A 17,467-nucleotide genomic window follows, 5' to 3' on the forward strand; every position below is an offset into this window, starting at 1 on the left:
ATCGGCGGGTTCAGCGGAACCGCTCTTCGAACGCCACGCGCACGATGGATTTGGCGATCGCCGCACCGCCGGAGAGAGGATCGAGCTTCGTCTCGCCCCTGCGCTCGTCGTACTCGATGGGACGCTCGCGCACGTCGTACTCGCGCATCAGCGGCCGCATCAGCAGCTCCGCGGAGAGACCGGTGTTCTCGGTCCACTCGATCTTCCGGACGACCTCGCGGCGATAGGCGCGCATCCCCGTCGTCGTGTCGTGGACGCGTTCCCCCATCAGGACGCTCGCTAAGAGCGCGAACAGCTCGTTGCCGAGCTTGTTCATCCCCGGCATCTCGTCGGCCCCGTAGTAGAGCCGGTCACCGCTGACGACGTCCGCGCCGTCGTTTACCTCCGCGAGGAAGTCCGGCAGCCGCTCCATCGGATAGGTGTCGTCGCAGTCCGTCGTGACGATAACCGGTCGGTCGGGCGTCAGCACGGCCTCGCGGACCGCGACGCCGTATCCCCGTGGCTCCTGTTCGATCACCGTCGCACCGTGCTCTCGGGCGATCTCGGGCGTCCGGTCGCTGGACCCGTCGACGCAGACGACTTCGGCTCGGCCGTCGGTCACGTCGGCGATGTCGGAGAGGACGGTCCCGATGGCGTCCGCTTCGTTGTACGTTCCCATCACGACCGCGAGGTCGTCGAACGTGAATCCGTCGTCAGTGGCGCGCTCGGCTCGCTGCGTGCTCATTGGAGAGAACTCTCTGCTGGCCCCTCTTGAATTTTTAGGTTCGCCAAAATCAAATGGCGGCTACGCCTCGGTGGGTACCGACCGCGTCGTTCCCCGATTAGACGGACGGCGGCTCGTCCCGGGCGACCTGTATCTCGTAGGCTTCGATGTCCTCGTAGGCCGCCAACTGCCCGCCGACGTCGACGGGGCCGTCGGTCGTCTCGACGACGAGCGTCGCCACCTCGCGGTTTGGACCGAACGACACCTCCCCGACTTTCCCCTGGACGACCCAGTGGTCGCCCGTCTCGACGTCGCGTCCCTCGATGGTCGCGTAGAACTCCTCGTCGAGCGCCGCCAGATCGGAGATACACCGCCTGATCGTCCCGTAGCGACGCGGGAATGGAATACCCATACCGTTCTCGGCGATGACGTCCGCCGTCGTCCAGAGAACGGTGTTGAGGAAGCCGGAGACCAGAAAGCCCAGCTCGGAGCGATTGAAGATGACGCCGTATCGGTCGGCGTCGCCCCGGATCGACTCCCGCGTGGCGTACATCGAGTAGTTGCCGTCGGCGACCGCGACGACGGGCGTCGTGATCCCCCGCCGCCCCTTCACCGTCGTCGCCACCGAGAGGTAGTCGAACTCGTCCGGGTCGGGGGCCTCTTTCGCCGGCGAGAGGAGTATCTCGGTGGCGATCCCCTCCTCGCGTCGCGCGGCGAGCTGTGACTCCAGCCGGTTCAACAGCGATGGCGTCAGCGACAGCGTCAGCTCGTACTCCGCCGCGTCGATGATGTCTTCGAGGTAGCGGAGAATCGTCGGTCGGGACTTCACCAGCGAGACGGCCTCCGGTTCGCGGGCCGGCGCTGTGTACCGCGAGGAGAGGTCCTCGACGAGGTCGTCGAGCGACTGCTGGATGTCGCCGAAGGCGTCTCGCGGGTCGATGGCGAGCACCTTCATCGGTCGCGACTCCTTGAGTTCGACGAGCCCCACGTCGCTGAGGCTCCGGACCGTATCGTACACTCGCGGCTGTGGGATGTCGGTGTTCTCCGCGATCTCCGACGCCGTCAGTTCGCCGTGCTGGAGCACGGCGAGGTACGCGGCGATCTCGTATTCACCGAGGTCGAATCGCGTGATTACTTGCTCGAGTGAAGCTTCCAAGTCGTCGCCTGACATACCCGGAGGTTTATCGGACGGCTACAAAGAAGTTCGGCCCTGCGTGCCTATTGCACGCGGGGCGAGCCGGCGGCCTCGAGTTTCCGGTTGTGTAACGCCTCGCCGGTCTCGCGGTCGAAGAGGTGGACCGCGGACTCCGGGAAGCGCGCGACGAGTCGCTGTCCCGCGTCGACGCTCTTCATCCCGTCGAGGACGGCGGTGAAGAGGTTCTCTTCGGCCCGCTCGTCGCCCTCGAAGACGAGGTGGATGACGTTCTCGTCGCCCATCGGCTCGACGACGTCGACGGTCGCTCTGTAGTCGTGCTCGGAGTCGACGCTGGAGCGCAGCTCGACGTCTTCCGGTCGGATGCCCAACACGAGGTCCGTCGTCCCGCCCAGCGAGGAGATCGTCTCCTCGGAGAGGTCGTACTCGAACTCGTCGGTGACGAGCGTCGACCCCCGCAGCTCGGCGTCGAAGAAGTTCATCGACGGCTCGCCGATGAACCCCGCGACGAAGAGGTTGTTCGGCTGGTGATAACACTCGAGCGGCGTCGCACACTGCTGGAGGACGCCGTCGTTGAGGATCGCGACGCGGTCGGACATCGTCATCGCCTCCACCTGATTGTGCGTGACGTACACGGTGGCGACGCCGATGTCGTCCTGCAGTCGCTGGAGCTCGGTCCGCATCTCCGCGCGGAGCTTCGCGTCCAAGTTCGCCAGCGGCTCGTCCATGAGGAAGACGTCGGGGTCCCGGACGATGGCGCGACCGAGTGCCACGCGCTGTTGTTGCCCACCAGACAACTCGTCCGGACGCCGGTCGATGAGTTCCGGGATGCCGAGCATCTCGGCGGCCTCTTCGACGCGCCCGTTTATCTCCTCGTCCGAGAGGTCGGTCGATTCCTCCAGTCCGAACGCCATGTTCTCCCGGACGGACATGTGTGGATACAGCGCGTAGGACTGGAACACCATCGCCGCGTTCCGCTCTTTGGCCGGGATGTCGTTGACGACTTCGCCGTCGAGCCGAATTTCCCCTTCGCTAATCTCTTCGAGACCCGCGATCATCCGGAGCGTCGTGGACTTCCCACAGCCGGACGGGCCGACCAGTACGAGAAACTCGCCGTCGGCGATGTCGATGGAGACATCGTCGACGGCGACGATCTGCTCGCCGTCGTCGTCGAATACTTTCGTTACGTTGTCGAGTGTAAGACTTGCCATCGCTTAGTTCCCCCATTGAGGGACTGTAGTTTACCGCACACTGCCACCCGATCGCTCGGGTCTATACCGTCTGAAACGCCCGCTGGCCGACGTATATAGCTACCGCTTGCCCGATAGCGATAAATGAACGAAGGTCGGTCGGCGGGCGTTACTGGCTGTACGCGTTGGCCAGCTGACTGATGACCTCGTCGTTCGAGCCGCCGGAGATGAACGAGGAGATGGCGGAGTTGACACCCGAGGCGACGGCGGGCGGTGCCGCGAGTCCGTGGGCCAGCGAGCGCGGCTGGGCGCTGCTGTTCTGGAAGTCCTCGATCTGGTCGGAGGAGAACTCGTTGAACGGCTCGGTCGAGGCATCCTTCCGGGGCGGAATCGCGCCCTTGCCGGGGCAGAAGATCTCCTGTGCCTCGGTCGTGCCGGCGAACTGGCACCACTTCGTGGTCGCGTCCGGCGACGGGTTGTTGACCGGGTAGGGGAACGAGTCCATGTTCAGGGAGTACGACCCGGCGGTGCCCGGGAAGACGACGTAGTCCCACTCCTCGCCGTACTTCAGGTCGTTCGTGATGTAGGTGCCGGCCGCCCAGTCGCCCTGGTGGATGAAGCCGGCCTCGCCGTTGATGACGCCGTTGTTGGCCTCGGTCCACGAGATGGAGCCCGCGTCGCTCGGGTAGTACTGGCTGTACTCGCGGACGATGTCGAGCGCCTGCCCGAGGGAGTCGGAGTTGGCGTTGATCTTGCCCTCCTCGAACGTCGCGGCGTACGTCTCGGGGTCCGTGACGCCCAGGTACACCGTTGCGAAGAGCTGGACGGTCGACCACGGGGAGTTGGTCTGGTGTGCCATGCCCGTGTATCCGGCGTCGCTGACGGCCTTGAGCGCGCCGGTGAGATCCGACGGCGTCTCGAGGCTCGACGGGTCCACACCGGCGTCCTCGATGACGCTGACGTTGTAGAAGACGTTGTTGAGGCGGTGAATGTTGAGCGGGACCGTCACGTAGTTCCCGGCCGGCTGCGCCGCGGCCTTCGGGCCGGCGAGGTAGTTCTCCTTCATCCCGTTCTCGCTCCAGACGGACTGGCCGATGTCCTTGAGGAGGTTCGCGTCCGTGTACGGCTTCAGCGCCGCACCGGGCCACTGCTGCCAGGTGCTGGGGTGGTTGCCGTTCTGGATGCGGGTTCGGATGTTGGACTGGAGGTTCGAACCGGCTCCGCCGGCGATGAGGTTCTCGTCGAACTGAACGTTGGGATACTTCTCGGTGAAGGCGTTCATCATGTCCTGAATCGCTTCCAGTCCGTCGCCCTCTCCCCACCAGTGAGCGACTTCGAGCGCCTGCGTCTGCGTTGCACCGCCGTCGCCGCCGTCGCCGCTGGTACTGCCCCCATCGCCGCCGTCGCCGTCGGTACTGCCGCCGTCGCCGCCGTCGCCACCACAGCCGGCGAGCGATGCAGCACCTGCGGCACCGGCGATTCGAAGCGCGTTCCGTCGTGTGAGCCGTTTGTCAGAGTTGTCGTCAGTCATGGTTGCACCAATACCTCACTATTTCGTATCGAGGATTCGCACTTAATACTTCTGTATGACAACAGTCGCTGTTTTACCTACCCGAAACCGGGACCAATTCGGCCGCAGTATGGCGTTTTTCTGTAGGATTACAACTGACGGGATATTTCATACGATGTTATATGTCAGGAAACGCTCGATTTATTGCGCAGCCGCGGCGCTGGATTTTGAGGTGCTTAACACCGACGATCGGTATATAATAATTCAGATACGAAAGACGGTATCAGAAAGCGAGTAAATCGTTACAGCGTGTCGAACTCGACGACCGCCTTGATCTGTTCCGCGTCGTCGGCGAACGCCGGCTCGACCGCCTCGGGCGTCGCGATCGTCGTGACGAGCGCTTCGAGCAGCCACTCCGGCATCGATTCGAGCGTGTCGACGGCGTACTCGAAGTGCTTGATGTGGGAGTTGACGGTGCCGATAAGGCACTTGTTGTGTAACACCAGTTCGTTGTGTAGCGACCCGCCGTCGACTTCGAAGTCCCAGGGTTCGGGGATGCCCAGCAGCGCGCCGACGCCGTTCGGCGCGAGCGCGTGGACCGTCTCGATGACGTGGGGCGCGAACCCGGTGGCCTCGTAGATGTAGTCGATGGGCTCGTACTCGTCGGGGATCTCGTCGACGGACGTCTCGCGCGAGTCGACGTAGGTCGCGCCGAGCTCTTCGATGATGTCGATGGTCGGGTCCGGTCGGTCACGGCGGCCGACGCAGTAGGTGCGGTCGTACTCCCGTCCGAACATCCAGAGCGTCAACAGGCCGAGCGAGCCGTTACCGAGCACGCAGGCGGCCTCTGGCCGCCATTCGAACGGCTCTCGCGTCGCGTACGCGTGTTCGTTCGCCTTCTCCGTGATGGAGATCGGTTCGACGAAGAAGCCGTACTCGGCGAGTTCATCGGAGACGGGGACGAGGTAGTCCGCGGGCGACGTGAAGTACTCCGCCATGTAGCCGTGTCCACCCACGATCCCCCGCTCGACGTACTCGCCGGCCGGTGCCATGTCCGGCTCGCCGCGGCGGAAGTACTCGTTCGTCTCGCCGTCCGGTTTGCGCCGGACCGTCGGGACGACGACCTGTCCCACCTCCAGGCCGGTCCCGTTCGGCTCCTCGACGACGCCGACGGCCTCGTGGCCCAGAACCATGTAATCCTCGCCCTCCGGAAACCCACCGTGTGACCCGGCGATGACTTCGTGGTCTGTCCCGTCCACGCCCACCCGAAGCGTGCGAACGAGCGCTTCGCCCTCACCGGGTTCCGGACGCGGCACGTCCAGAAACTGCGGTTCGTCGACGTCGCGGGTGACACCAATCGCTTTCATAATCTACCGGACAGTGAGAGCACTGATGATTAAGTCTTTCTTCACCATTATCGTCGCTGGATATGAGGGGTAGATACGGCGTGGTGGCGCTATTCGACGGCGACGGCACGGCCTCGTTCGCTGGAACGATAGATGGCGTCCATGACGCGCTGGACGGTCAGCGCCTGTTCGACCGTGTTGGTTCCCGGAGGTTCTCCAGCGGCGACGGCCTCCAGAAAGTGTTCCTGTTCGAGCGCGTGGGGTTCGTCGTCCCCGGTCTCGATCTCGGTCGTTCGGTGGTGCATCGTCCCGGTCGTCGCCGTCTCGTACAGTTCGAGCGAATGGTCTTTCAGGTCGAGCCCGGCTCCGGCCTCCGATCCGCGGACGTAGTACTGCTGGCTTCCGGGTCGGTTGCTCGCCCACGCGACTTCGAGCGTGATGGTCGTTCCGTCGGCGCAGCGGACGAACGCGCTCGCCGAGTCGTCGACGCTGAACTCGCTCGCCCCCCGGTCTTCGCCCCACATGTCGAGATAGGAGTAGTCGTCTCTCGTGCCGAACTGCGCGCGGGTCTCGCCGCTCACTTCTACCACGTCGGGATAGCCGAGCAGATACAGCGAGAGGTCGATCGCGTGTGCGCCGATGTCGATGAGCGAGCCGCCGCCGGCGATGGGTTTCCGCGTGAACCAGGACCCGCGTCCGGGGACGCCGCGCCGCCGGATGTAGTCGGCCTCGACGTGCGAGACCTCGCCGAGCGTCCCGTTCCGTTCGTACTCGACGAGCGTCTGCACCGGGTTCGCAAAGCGGTTGTGGAAGCCGACCATGCAAAAGCCCTCGGCGTCGGCCGCCGCGTCGGCGATGCGTTCCGCGCTTTCGAGCGTGTGTGCCAGCGGTTTCTCCACGAACACGTCGCGGCCCGCGCCGAGGGCGTCGACGACGTACTGTTCGTGGAACTTGTTCGGCGTCGTCACGAGGACGGCGTCCACGTCGGCGTAGAACTCGTCGGGGTCCTCGTACACCGTCGCGCCGTACTCCTCGGCGAATATGCGTCGCGCGTCGGCGTCGACGTCCATGCCGGCGGCGACGAGGTCGTCCAGGCCGGCGTTCCGCAACCGGTCACAGTGGAGGTGGGCGATGTTGCCGAGGCCGACGAACCCCAGACGAATGGTCGATAGGTCGCTCATGATGGTAGGTAAGGGACGAACGAGACGAAAGCTCTCCCGACTCAGTACAGCTGCTGCTCGCGCTCTTCGCGTTCTTCTTCGCGCTGCTGTTCCGCCTTCTCGGCGCGTCGCCCGCGGCGGTACTTGACGAGTCCCGGGATGATCTTGTTCTTCAGATCGAAGACGAACGACGCGATGCCGTACGCCCAGAAGAAGAACAGGACTACCATCCCGCTCCAGTAGACCGTCGCCGCCAGATGCGTGCTCATCGGTAGGGTTAGATCAGTCGTCGGATTCGGCTTCGCTTCCGGTGACGCCGCCGCCGCTCTCGGCCGGGCCGAGCTTGTGCACCAGCGCTTCGCCGGACGCGGTGTCGAAGAGGTGGACGTTCCGCCGGTCGATGACCACCTCGATGTCGTCGTCCTCCTCGATGTCGGCGTCGGGATCGATGCTCATCAGCAACTGGTCGTTCGTCGTCTGCTCCTGGGTCATCGACGTCTCGCCCTCGCCCAGCAGCATGTAGGTGAAGATCTCGTCGCCCATCGGTTCGAGGATGTCGACCGTCGCCGAGATGGGCGAGGACGGGTCCGCGATCTCGTCGCGCTCCCGGCTGGGGTGGATGTCCTCCGGTCGGATGCCGACCGTCAGCTCGTCGCCGACGCCGACGCCCTCGACGCTGGCGGGGTCGAACGCGAGTGAGAAGTTCGGCGTCTCGATGGCGTTCTCGGTGACGTTCCCCGAGACGAAGTTCATCGACGGCGACCCGATGAACCCCGCGACGAAGAGGTTCGACGGCTCGTTGTAACAGGTCAGCGGCGGGTCGATCTGCTGGAGCGCCCCGCTGTTGAGCACGGCGATGCGGTCCGAGAGCGTCATCGCCTCCTCCTGGTCGTGGGTGACGTAGATGATGGTCGTGTCCAGTTCCTTGTGCAGGCGCTGGAGCTCCGTCCGCATGTGGACCTTCAACTTCGCGTCCAGGTTCGCCAGCGGCTCGTCCATGAGGAACACGTCGGGTTCCCGGACGATGGCGCGGGCGATGGCGACGCGCTGGCGCTGCCCGCCGGACATCTCGTCGGGCATCCGGTCTAACATCCCCTCTAACTGGACGATGTCGGCGGCCCGCTCGACCCGGCGGTCGATCTCGTCCTGGGGGTAGTCCCGCAGGCGGAGGCCGAAGCTGATGTTGTCGTAGACGTCCATGTGCGGGAACAGCGCGATGTTCTGGAACACCATCGCGATGCCGCGGTCCTTCGGCGGGAGGTTCGTCACCTCGCGGTCGCCGATGTACACCTGTCCCTCCGTGGGGATGGTGAGGCCCGCGATGGTCTCCATCGTCGTCGATTTGCCGCAGCCGGAGGGACCGACGAAGCAGATGAACTCCCCGTGGGCGACGTCTAGGTTCATGTCGTCGACCGCGGTGACCGTCTCACCCTGGTCGTCGTAGCGTTTCGTGACGTGTTCGAGTCTGACTCGTGCCATTGTATTACTCCTTGAGCGCGCCTGAGGTCAGTCCGCTGACGATGCGTTCCTGCGCGACGATGACGAGGATGACCACCGGGAGGACCCCGACGATGCTCGCCGCCGCCATGAGATTGTACTGCGTGGTGTACTGGGTCTGATAGCTGAGTATCCCGCCCAGAATCGGCGACCACTTCGTCGCCTCCGGTGAGGTGGCCATGATGGAACTGAAGAAGTACTCGTTGTACACCGCGATAAAGGTGAGCACCGCCGCCGTCGCGACGCCCGGTGCCGAGAGGGGCATGATGACCCGGAACAGCGCGCCGAGCCGGGTCGTTCCCTCGACTCGGGCCGCGTCCTCCAGTCCGTCGGGGATCTGGCCGTAGAACGTCGTGAGGATGAAGACGGACAGCGGCATGAACAGCGAGCTGAAGGGCAACACCATCGACCCCGGTGTGTTCAGCAGCCGCGGGGCCGTGAACAGCCCGATGTCGGTGAACGGTATCACTACCGGTGCGTTCCCCGCGAACACCTTGAACAGCGGGATGACGAACGCCGCCGGCGGGAAGTAGCTGATCGCGAGGATACCGAGCATCAGCGCCGCTCTCCCGGGGAAGCGCAGACGACCGAAGACGTAGCCGGCCAGGCTGGCGATGAACAGCACGATGATCGTGGTCGTGATCGCCAGCGCGAAACTGTTCAGCATGTAGAGGTGGAACGGCACCTGCTCGAAGACGGTGATGAACGCGCCCGGATTGAACCCCTTCGGTACCGGCAGCGGGAACGTCCCGCTGACGCCGAAGAGGTCCACCGCCGGGAGGAAGCTCCCGGCCAGCAGGTTCCCCTCGGGGGTCACCGCCAGCACGAGCAGCCAGTAGAAGGGGAACATCGTGGTGACGAGGAAGAATAGCATCGCTGCGTAGAACAGCGCGCGGTACACCCGTTCGGGGTTCTGGATGGCGCTCTGGGTCCAGCGCTCCAGCGGCCCACCGTCCGAGTCTTCGGTTTTCGTAGCCATGTTATATCGCGTCCTCCCCTTGCCACACGATGAGTCCCATCACGACGATTCCGATGATGGCGGCGGTGACGAAGGCGATCGCCGCCGAGACCCCTTCTCGGGTGTTGAACGTCGCGACGACCATACACGACAGCGACGGCACCACCGTACAGCTCGACACCGTCGGGATGATGCCGTAGATCCGCATCACCTGCACGGAGCGGAACAGCACGGCGACGCCGATGGTCGGCAGGATGAGCGGGAAGGTAATGAGCTTGAACTGCTGCCACTTGGTCGCGCCCGAGACCTTCGCGACGTCGTAGAGGCCGCGGTCGATGCTCTGCAATCCGGCGAGGATGAGCAGCGCCATGAACGCCGAGGTCTTCCAGATGTCTGAGACGATGATGATGAACGTCGCGCTGGCGGTGTCGTTCAGGGTGTTGGTCGGCGCGAGCAGGCCGAGGTCCGCGAGCGGCGGCGTGGCGAAGCCGACGTTGTTGTTGAACATCAGGAAGAAGATCATCCCCTGAATGACGATGGGCACGGCCCACGGGATGATGATGGCCGCGCGAACCCAACGCCGGCCGTAGAAGTCCTGGTCGAGGATGAGCGCCTGGCCGAGTCCGATGATGGTCTCGAAGGCGACGCTCACGACTGCGATGATGAGGGTGACGACCAGCGCGCTGTTCAGCATGCTGGTGAACTCCAGGCTCGCCGGGAGGAACGTCGTTCCGCCGGGGAGGTAGCGGTTCTTCTCTCCGGTGAACAACTCCACGTAGTTCTCTAGCCCGACGAAGCTCGTGCTCGAGAGGTCGACGGAGAGGGCGTAAAGCGACAGCTCGAAAGTGCGCAACAGGGGATAGAGGGCGACCATGCCCAACAGGAGGAACACGGGTGTCAACAGTAGATACGCGTACTGCGTGTCGCTCAGGTTCTCCATCCACCGCATCAGGTCGACCAGCGCGCCCGAACGTTGGGACTCTCGGCCGGTCTCGGTGCTCATCCGTTCCCGCCTCCTCGTGGCTCAAGCATCATAATCAATAATCAAGTGGGTTTATTGTAAAGCTAGCCCGCGGTTCTCACGACGATTCGGTGCTTTCGAGGCTGCTCTGGAGCGCCTGCATCGCCTGTTCCGAGGAGACTTCCTGTCCGACGGCGCGGTTCGCCTGTTGGGCGATCTTGCTCGTCTGGTTGCTCCAGACGGCGGTCACCGGTCGCGGCATCGTGTTCTCCCCGGCGACCTTGAGCGTCTCCATGTAGCGGCCCACGACGGGCACGTTCTTGGCCTCTTTAGAGTTGAACAGTTCCGGCCGCGGCGGGAGCCATCCCTGGATCGAGAGCAGTTTGAGCTGGAAGTCCTTGTTCATCGCCGCGCGGATGACCTGCTGGACGGCCTCCTTCTGGCCGCTGTTGGGGTTGACGGTCATGTGCCAGCCGCCGAGGGCGGCGGTCGTGCCGCCGGTGCCGGGCTGGGCGGCCTCGCTCTCGGGGACGGCGTACGGGATCGGCATCGCGCCGAGGTCCTCGCCGAGAGCCGGCTCTTCGGTCTCCTCCGGGTCGCGGCCGCAGAGCGCGAGCGAATAGGGCCAGTTGCGGTGGAAGATGGAATTGCCCTCCGCGAACGGCGCACGCGAGGACTCCTCGGTCCACCCGAGGATGTTCGTCGGCGTGAAGCCGCCGCCGTAGTCGCTGAACTGACCGCCGAAGTCCTCGTCGTGGACGAACTTCCGCATCATGTTCAGCGAGTTGATGACCTCGGGCTGGTTGACCGTGACCGGCCGGCTGCCGACCGGGCCGAAGAGGTTCTCGCGGCCGCCGAAGTACGCGCCGCCCCACGAGGACATGACCTCGTTGAACGTACAGCAGGCGGTCCCGACATAGATGTCCCACTGGGTGGTGAACCCGTAGTCCACGTCGGCGTTGTCGTAGATGTCGGCGGCGATGTTCGACCACTTCTTCCACGTCATCGGCTCGGTCGCCCAGTTCTCCGAGTCGGGGTTGTACCCCGCCTCGTTGGCGAGGTCCTTCCGGTACTGCATCGTCGGGAAGTCCGGGAACACCGGGACGCCGTAGAGGTTGCCGTTCTGGGGGTTACGCGCCGTGTCGGTGAACGCCGAGAAGTACTCGTTATCGACCGTCGACAGCATCTCCTCGGGGAGCATCTCGGTGAGGTTCTGGATCTGCCCCCGCTGGATGAAGATGTTCGTCCAGCCGTTGTCCATCAGGAACATGTCCGGGTCCGTCTCGCCCGCGCTCAGGAGCCGGTTGTAGTTCGCACGGGCCTTCCCCGTGTCCTGGTCCCGCGGGACGAACTGGATCTCGATGTCCTGCGAGAGGCCGTTGTCGTGGAGCGCCTGCTTGATCGCGTCGCCGTTGTTCTGGACGGCGACGGGGTCGAAGCCCCACTGCACCGTCGTCGCCTGCCCGCTGCCGCCGTCGCCGGTCGAACCGTTGCCGGTCCCACCATCGCCGCCGCCACCGTCGCCCCCACCGACGAAGTCCGCACACCCTGCTAGTCCCGCGACGACGCCCGTCGCACCCGCCGCTCGAACGAAGCGACGCCGTGAGACGCCTGACGATCGGTCACTGTCGTGCGTGCCATTTTCCGGCATATCTATTCGGTGATTACCGGCGCCGTACTTAAATGTTATCCATAATTAACCACAGGTGTTGTTAATAGCCTGTGGGGGCACCGGCAAATACCATTATTACTGATATATTAGGTTCAAATCGAACAATCATTATATAATGTTTCGGTAATGACAAAGACCGATTTGCGGCTCCAGCCCGCTCAAACGCGACAACTGTCGTATAGTTTTCTCGTGCGTTCCGAGAGCGCACTGTTCACTGGTGTCGCACGTCGGTGACGATGATCTGGGTCGCCTCGATTTCCTCGATGACCGCGCCCCAGCCGCCGACTTCGTATCGGTCGCCGTCGACTTCGAGCGTCGCGCTGATTCGCCCGGCGAGTTGAGCCAGCGGTATCGGGTCCTTCCGTCCCATCGTACTGCCGGTGTAGTCCACCCCGACGATGGTCCCGGAGAGGTTCACCCGCTCGTTGGTGTCCGTGTCGTAGCCGCGGACGGTCGCCGAGATGGTCGCCCCCTCGTCCAAGAGCGGTTCGATGTCGCGAATGGCGTGGCGGAGGTCGACGTACGACGTGGGCGTCTCCGGCGTCCGCTCGGTGTAGACGGTGTCCCAGATCTCCCACAGGCAGGTGATGAAGAACCAGTGGAAGACGTAGGTGTGCGTGCGGTCGTTGACGAGGACGCCGTACTCGCTGACGGAGTGCCGATGCGGCGCGAAACAGGTCCACGTCCGGTCGATCAACACGAGAAACGGCGACGGGATCTTCCGATGGCGCGCCTCCGTACACGCCCGCTCGATGTCGGCCACGTCGGGTATCTCCTCGTCCGGACCCGTACAGATGCACAGTTTGATGTTGACGCCGCGTTCGAGGGCGTCGTGTAGCTCCGGGGCCAGTTCGTAGAACTGGTCGGTGTTCACCCCCAGTTGGATCTGGTGCTCCGCGGTTTCGATGAGCTCTCGGGCCCGGTTGAGAACGGTGTCGAACCGCTTGACGATGCTGACCTCGTGATCGGAGATCTCCGGTTGATTCCAGCGGTCTTCGATGCTCTCGGCGGCGTTCAGGTACTTGTCCGACCGAGAGCGGAGGTCGTCGAGCACGTCGTCCGGATTACGCGCCCGCGCGGTGAGACTGTCCTGCTGGAACGTCTCGATGTACCCCTTCGATTCGAGGTCCCGAAGCACGTCGTAGATCCGCGGGTCGGGAACGTCGCACGATTCGGCGATATCCGTCGCCGAGGCCGTTCCCAACCCGAGTAGCGTCACGTAGGCCTCCGCCTGATACGGCGAGAGACCGGCGTCTTCCAGTACCGTCGTTAGTTCGTCGTCGTCCATTGTTCGGGTGTGTCAGGTGCGTATCTGCCAGTCGGTCGTCGCGCCGTCTCCGACTCGCGTCCCGTCTGTTGCGGCTTCCCGTAGATACTTCGACGCTTCGATACGACGGGACGCCGTCGGTACCGCGGTCGCGGCCGCCGAATCGACCGCCGCCGACGAAGCGGTCGGGAGGGACCGCTCACGGACCGGGCGAACTGACGCGCTGTCGCCGCTGTCCGCGCCGACCGATTTCCCCGACGCGCCGGCTCCGCGGCTGTCATGCCACTATCTAACAACACCTGTTGTTAAATATCTTGGTGGCACGGCCCGCGGCGGGGGAACGCTAATGTCCCGTCGTCGTAGAGCTATGCGTGATGTCGGCGTTAGACGCCCTTCGAGGCCCGGAGCACACCGGCTCGAACAGATGTTGGCCGTGTACCGCCCTGAACCTGCTTCTCGTCGGCGCGTTCGCCTGCTGGTTGCGGTTCCGCGACCGTCGAGTACTGGGGACGCTGGTCGCCGCCGGCGGCGTCGCGGTCGTCTACCTCCGTGGATACGTCGTCCCGTACACGCCGGCGTTCGCGCCGAAGCTGGTGGCCGCCTCGCCGCTACCGAACGAGTGGTTTCACGACGAGCGGTCTCCGCAGCCGGCCGACGGGAAGTCGTCGCTCGCCGCGACCGATCTCGACGGCGAGACGGTCCTGCAGGAACTCGTGACGGCTGGCGTCGTCGAAGCGGTCGACGACCGACTGCTGGTCGCCGAGGACGTAGACGGCCCGTGGCACGAGGAGATGCGGTCGCTGGCGGCGCTCTCCGTCGACGGACTGGCCCGCGAGATTGCTCGTTCGCTCCCCCACGTCGACGAGACCGATTCACTCGTCGCCGAGGGTCGATCGTGGGTCGTCGTCGGTCCCGGGGAGGGCGAACTGGTCGCCCGGCCGGTTGCCGTCGCGGAGCTGGCCGCCTACCGCGTCCTGGCGGACTACCTCGACGACGAGTCGATCCGGCTGGCCGCAGCGCGCGCACTGCGGATGTTCCTCGAAGAGTGTCCGGCGTGTGGGACGGGGCTCGTCGAGACGTCGGAAGTCTCCTGCTGCGGGGGATACGCGAAACCGCGGCAGACGCCCGACGAGGTGCTCGCCTGTCCGAACTGCGACCAGCGACTCTACACCTTCCCGAGCGGGGAGTAGCGGTCACGCTGTGGGCGTGATCGGGTGCGGCAGGAGATGTGCGTCGGACGGGAGGTCCCGTCCGAAACGCGGGTCGGTGACAACCATGCGTACCGGCCTGACGAACCGGCAGTCGGTGGGGAGAGTGGGCCGGGTGGTGCGACGGATATGGGGGGAGGAGGGCCGATGCGATGGCAGATGACCCTCCGTCGAGCCGCCGATATCGTTCGGTCGTGAACGACTGACGGACTGTCGCCGCCACGGGGTCGATGAGACGCCCGAACGCCGACGGCCCGCGTGACACGACCCAGCCGGAGATGAGTAACAACGACTGTTGTAAAAAGTTTCCGGCACGACTCCGACCCAGAGCATGGGCTATTAAGCCCTACCACTCGGAGATGGAGGTATGAAGAACATCGACGATCTCGTCGAAAGCGCCGCGGACCTCGCGGAGCGGGGTCTCTCCAAGGGGGAGATCGCGGACGAACTGAACGTCTCCCGGGAGACGGCGAGTTGGCTCGTAGAGCGCAGCGGGACCGGTACCGAACCGAAGGCCGCGCCGACCGGCGGCCCCCACGACATCCACGTCGACTGGTCCGCCATCGGCCGCGACAGCAGCCGTCTCCACCACGTCGGGAGCGCGATGGCCGACCTCCTCTCGAAGCAGGGCGAAGACGTCGACCTGACCATCGGCATCGAGAAGGCCGGCGCGCCGATCGCGACGACCGTGGCCCGGGAACTCGATACGGACCTCGGGACGTACGCGCCGACGAAACACCAGTGGGACGACGACGACAGCGGCACGAGCGACGGGACGTTCTCCCGGAACTTCGCGCAGATCCGCAACCGCGACTGCTACGTCGTCGACGACACCATCACCAGCGGAAGTACGATGACCGAAACCGTCGAAGCCATCCGCGAGCAGGGCGGCAACCCCGTCGCCTGCGTCGTGCTGGCCGACAAGCGCGGCCTCGAGGACGTGCGGGGCGTCCCGGTGTACTCGCTCCTGCAGGTCATCCGCGTCGGCAGCGACGACGACGAGTAGCGTCGGAAGGGCCGGAATACGTCTCTACCGGACGGTTTTCGGGTGTATAGCGGTAAATTCCACCGACAGCTGCGGCGCTCTATCGACTGCGGTCGTAGATTCGCGCCTCGTAGGGGGCAAGCGTCGTCGCCGATGCGTTCCGGTCGTCGTAGTTCCCGAACACCACGCGGCCGTCGGCGTCGAGGACGTCTCCCAGTCGCTCGCGTTCGCGTTGCCAGTTCAGGACGACGAGCATCGACGCCGATCCCAGCGTCCGCCGGTGGGCCCAGACGTCCGGGTGTGACTCGTCGGGCAGGACGTACTCCGTTTCGCCGTAGACGAGGACGTCCCGCGCCTCTCGCAGGGCGATGAGGTCGCGGTAGTAGTGATAGACCGAATCGGAATCGGCCACCGCGCGGTCCGCGTTGACCAGCGGGTAGTCGTCGTTGACCTGAATCCACGGGTCGCCGTCGGTGAAGCCGGCGTGCTCCGAATCGTCCCACTGCATCGGCGTGCGGGCGTTGTCCCGCGACCGATTGCGGACGAAGGGAGCGACGGTCTCGTAGGGAACCCCGTGTTCCGACAGCAGGCGGTCCACCTGTCCGCGGGCTTCGACGTCGCGGATGTCCTCCGGACTGTCCCAGTCGGCGTTCGTCATCCCGATCTCGTCGCCCTGGTAGAGGAACGGCGTCGCCTGCTGTGTGAGGAGGAACGTCGCCAGCAGTTTCCCGGACTCGCGGCGGTACTCGTCGTCGTCGCCGAACCGAGAGACGAGGCGAGTCTGGTCGTGGCTGCCCATGTACAGGCAGTTCCACCAGTCGCCGACGCCCTCGTCCCAATATCGGATGGCCTCCTGCAGGTCCGCGAGGTCCATCTCGTTGAGCATCGCGTCGAGGTCCGCGTCGTCCGTCGTCGCGAGCGCCTCGGTCCCCACGTAGTCGGGGCTCCACTTCCCTCCGGGGCCGTAGGTCACGTCCATGTGGTCGAAGTGGACCACCACGTCGACGCCGTCCTCGTAGTACTTCTTGGCCTCCTCGGGGTCCGCACCCGGCGTCTCGCCGATGAGAAGCACGTCGTAGTCGCCGTAGGTCTCGGCGGCCATCTCCCGCATGAACTCGTGGATTCTGGGGCCGTTGAAGTACAGGTCCATGTCGAACCAGTCGTCGCCGGCGTCGGCGTCGGGCAGCCCGTCCGGTTTCGAGATACAGGAGATGGCGTCCATCCGGAAACCGTCGATGCCCTTCTCGAGCCAGAAGTTCATCATGTCGTAGACGGCTTCTCGGACGGCGGGGTTCTCCCAGTTGAGGTCCGGTTGCTTCTCGTCGAAGAGGTGGAGGTACCACGCGCCGCGCGCCTCGTCGTAGGTCCACGCCGGGCCGCCGAACAGCGAAATCCAGTTGTTCGGCGGCTCCGTCGGGTCGCCGTCGCGCCAGATGTACCAGTCGTCTCGCCCGCCGCTCGGGTCGCGAGACTCCCGGAACCACGCGTGCTCGTCGGAGGTGTGGTTCACGACGAGGTCCATCACGATGCGCATCCCGCGGTCGTGGAGCGCGTCGCGGAGGCGCTCCCAGTCGGCCATCGTCCCCATCTCGTCCATGATCGCCCGGTAGTCGCGGATGTCGTAGCCCATGTCGGCGTTGGGCGAGTCGTACACCGGACAGAGCCACACCACGTCGACGCCGAGTTCGTCGAGGTAATCGACGCGTTCGTGTACCCCTCGGAGGTCCCCGATGCCGTCCCCGTCGCTGTCGGCGAAACTCCGCGGATAGATCTGGTAGACGACGGCTTCTTTCCACCATTCGCGGTCGATGTCAGTACTCATGGCCCTCGTGAGTGGGATTGTATATCATGACCCTC

Annotated in this window: 15 protein-coding genes; 2 read left to right on the forward strand and 13 right to left on the reverse strand. The window is 64.7% G+C overall.

Features of this window, described 5'->3' with window-relative positions:
• Window positions 1–10: 10 nt before the first annotated feature.
• The 12 genes from GO488_RS02105 to GO488_RS02160 form a co-directional block, all read right to left on the reverse strand.
• Window positions 11–724 carry a dolichyl-phosphate hexose transferase gene (locus GO488_RS02105; protein ID WP_162316151.1) on the reverse strand — a complete coding sequence of 238 codons (714 nt, stop codon included), beginning with the start codon at window positions 722–724 and terminating at the stop codon, window positions 11–13.
• Between the two features lie 97 nt (window positions 725–821).
• On the reverse strand, window positions 822–1,874 hold the full coding sequence (gene trmB, locus GO488_RS02110; protein ID WP_162316152.1) for an HTH-type sugar sensing transcriptional regulator TrmB: 1,053 nt from the start codon (window positions 1,872–1,874) through the stop codon (window positions 822–824).
• Between the two features lie 47 nt (window positions 1,875–1,921).
• Window positions 1,922–3,067 (reverse strand): ABC transporter ATP-binding protein, encoded by a 1,146-nt coding sequence (locus GO488_RS02115; RefSeq protein WP_162316153.1) that lies wholly within the window; start codon window positions 3,065–3,067, stop codon window positions 1,922–1,924.
• A 148-nt stretch (window positions 3,068–3,215) separates the two neighbouring features.
• The gene (locus GO488_RS02120) at window positions 3,216–4,577 is read right to left on the reverse strand and encodes an ABC transporter substrate-binding protein (protein WP_162316154.1); all 1,362 of its coding nucleotides are present in this window, start codon (window positions 4,575–4,577) and stop codon (window positions 3,216–3,218) included.
• 281 nt (window positions 4,578–4,858) lie between these two features.
• Window positions 4,859–5,923: a glucose 1-dehydrogenase gene (locus tag GO488_RS02125; RefSeq protein ID WP_162316155.1), complete on the reverse strand. Its 1,065-nt coding sequence runs from the start codon at window positions 5,921–5,923 to the stop codon at window positions 4,859–4,861.
• Window positions 5,924–6,012: 89 nt separating this feature from the next.
• Window positions 6,013–7,083 (reverse strand): Gfo/Idh/MocA family protein, encoded by a 1,071-nt coding sequence (locus tag GO488_RS02130; protein ID WP_162316156.1) that lies wholly within the window; start codon window positions 7,081–7,083, stop codon window positions 6,013–6,015.
• A gap of 41 nt (window positions 7,084–7,124) precedes the next feature.
• A complete protein-coding gene (locus GO488_RS02135) occupies window positions 7,125–7,331 on the reverse strand; it encodes a DUF8005 family protein (RefSeq protein WP_162316157.1) in 207 nt (68 codons plus the stop codon).
• 13 nt (window positions 7,332–7,344) lie between these two features.
• Window positions 7,345–8,541: an ABC transporter ATP-binding protein gene (locus tag GO488_RS02140; RefSeq protein WP_162316158.1), complete on the reverse strand. Its 1,197-nt coding sequence runs from the start codon at window positions 8,539–8,541 to the stop codon at window positions 7,345–7,347.
• A gap of 4 nt (window positions 8,542–8,545) precedes the next feature.
• Window positions 8,546–9,538 (reverse strand): carbohydrate ABC transporter permease, encoded by a 993-nt coding sequence (locus tag GO488_RS02145; RefSeq protein WP_162316159.1) that lies wholly within the window; start codon window positions 9,536–9,538, stop codon window positions 8,546–8,548.
• Between the two features lies 1 nt (window position 9,539).
• Window positions 9,540–10,520: a carbohydrate ABC transporter permease gene (locus GO488_RS02150; RefSeq protein WP_162316160.1), complete on the reverse strand. Its 981-nt coding sequence runs from the start codon at window positions 10,518–10,520 to the stop codon at window positions 9,540–9,542.
• 76 nt (window positions 10,521–10,596) lie between these two features.
• The gene (locus GO488_RS02155; RefSeq protein WP_162316161.1) at window positions 10,597–12,129 is read right to left on the reverse strand and encodes a substrate-binding domain-containing protein; all 1,533 of its coding nucleotides are present in this window, start codon (window positions 12,127–12,129) and stop codon (window positions 10,597–10,599) included.
• A gap of 232 nt (window positions 12,130–12,361) precedes the next feature.
• Window positions 12,362–13,438, reverse strand: coding sequence for a TrmB family transcriptional regulator (locus tag GO488_RS02160; protein WP_162316162.1), 1,077 nt, complete (start codon window positions 13,436–13,438; stop codon window positions 12,362–12,364).
• A gap of 353 nt (window positions 13,439–13,791) precedes the next feature.
• Between GO488_RS02160 and GO488_RS02165 the strand changes: the two genes are divergently transcribed.
• Both GO488_RS02165 and gfcR read left to right on the forward strand, forming a co-directional pair.
• Window positions 13,792–14,607, forward strand: a complete 816-nt coding sequence (locus GO488_RS02165) for a DUF8054 domain-containing protein (RefSeq protein WP_162316163.1) — start codon at window positions 13,792–13,794, stop codon at window positions 14,605–14,607.
• Window positions 14,608–14,992: 385 nt separating this feature from the next.
• Window positions 14,993–15,631, forward strand: a complete 639-nt coding sequence (gene gfcR, locus GO488_RS02170) for a transcriptional regulator GfcR (protein WP_162316164.1) — start codon at window positions 14,993–14,995, stop codon at window positions 15,629–15,631.
• A 79-nt stretch (window positions 15,632–15,710) separates the two neighbouring features.
• On the opposite strand, the gene GO488_RS02175 is transcribed toward gfcR, so the two are convergent.
• The gene (locus tag GO488_RS02175; RefSeq protein ID WP_162316165.1) at window positions 15,711–17,432 is read right to left on the reverse strand and encodes an alpha-glucosidase; all 1,722 of its coding nucleotides are present in this window, start codon (window positions 17,430–17,432) and stop codon (window positions 15,711–15,713) included.
• Between the last annotated feature and the right edge of the window lie 35 nt (window positions 17,433–17,467).

This window comes from Haloarcula limicola (assembly GCF_010119205.1).
Classification (GTDB): domain Archaea; phylum Halobacteriota; class Halobacteria; order Halobacteriales; family Haloarculaceae; genus Haloarcula; species Haloarcula limicola.

Coding starts and splice junctions, on each gene's coding strand:
- GO488_RS02120 (WP_162316154.1), bottom strand. CDS start 4,577: ATGACTGACGACAACTCTGACAAACGGCTCACACGACGGAACGCGCTT.
- gfcR (WP_162316164.1), top strand. CDS start 14,993: ATGAAGAACATCGACGATCTCGTCGAAAGCGCCGCGGACCTCGCGGAG.
- GO488_RS02135 (WP_162316157.1), bottom strand. CDS start 7,331: ATGAGCACGCATCTGGCGGCGACGGTCTACTGGAGCGGGATGGTAGTC.
- GO488_RS02125 (WP_162316155.1), bottom strand. CDS start 5,923: ATGAAAGCGATTGGTGTCACCCGCGACGTCGACGAACCGCAGTTTCTG.
- trmB (WP_162316152.1), bottom strand. CDS start 1,874: ATGTCAGGCGACGACTTGGAAGCTTCACTCGAGCAAGTAATCACGCGA.
- GO488_RS02150 (WP_162316160.1), bottom strand. CDS start 10,520: ATGAGCACCGAGACCGGCCGAGAGTCCCAACGTTCGGGCGCGCTGGTC.
- GO488_RS02130 (WP_162316156.1), bottom strand. CDS start 7,083: ATGAGCGACCTATCGACCATTCGTCTGGGGTTCGTCGGCCTCGGCAAC.
- GO488_RS02165 (WP_162316163.1), top strand. CDS start 13,792: ATGTCGGCGTTAGACGCCCTTCGAGGCCCGGAGCACACCGGCTCGAAC.
- GO488_RS02115 (WP_162316153.1), bottom strand. CDS start 3,067: ATGGCAAGTCTTACACTCGACAACGTAACGAAAGTATTCGACGACGAC.
- GO488_RS02155 (WP_162316161.1), bottom strand. CDS start 12,129: ATGCCGGAAAATGGCACGCACGACAGTGACCGATCGTCAGGCGTCTCA.
- GO488_RS02175 (WP_162316165.1), bottom strand. CDS start 17,432: ATGAGTACTGACATCGACCGCGAATGGTGGAAAGAAGCCGTCGTCTAC.
- GO488_RS02105 (WP_162316151.1), bottom strand. CDS start 724: ATGAGCACGCAGCGAGCCGAGCGCGCCACTGACGACGGATTCACGTTC.
- GO488_RS02140 (WP_162316158.1), bottom strand. CDS start 8,541: ATGGCACGAGTCAGACTCGAACACGTCACGAAACGCTACGACGACCAG.
- GO488_RS02160 (WP_162316162.1), bottom strand. CDS start 13,438: ATGGACGACGACGAACTAACGACGGTACTGGAAGACGCCGGTCTCTCG.
- GO488_RS02145 (WP_162316159.1), bottom strand. CDS start 9,538: ATGGCTACGAAAACCGAAGACTCGGACGGTGGGCCGCTGGAGCGCTGG.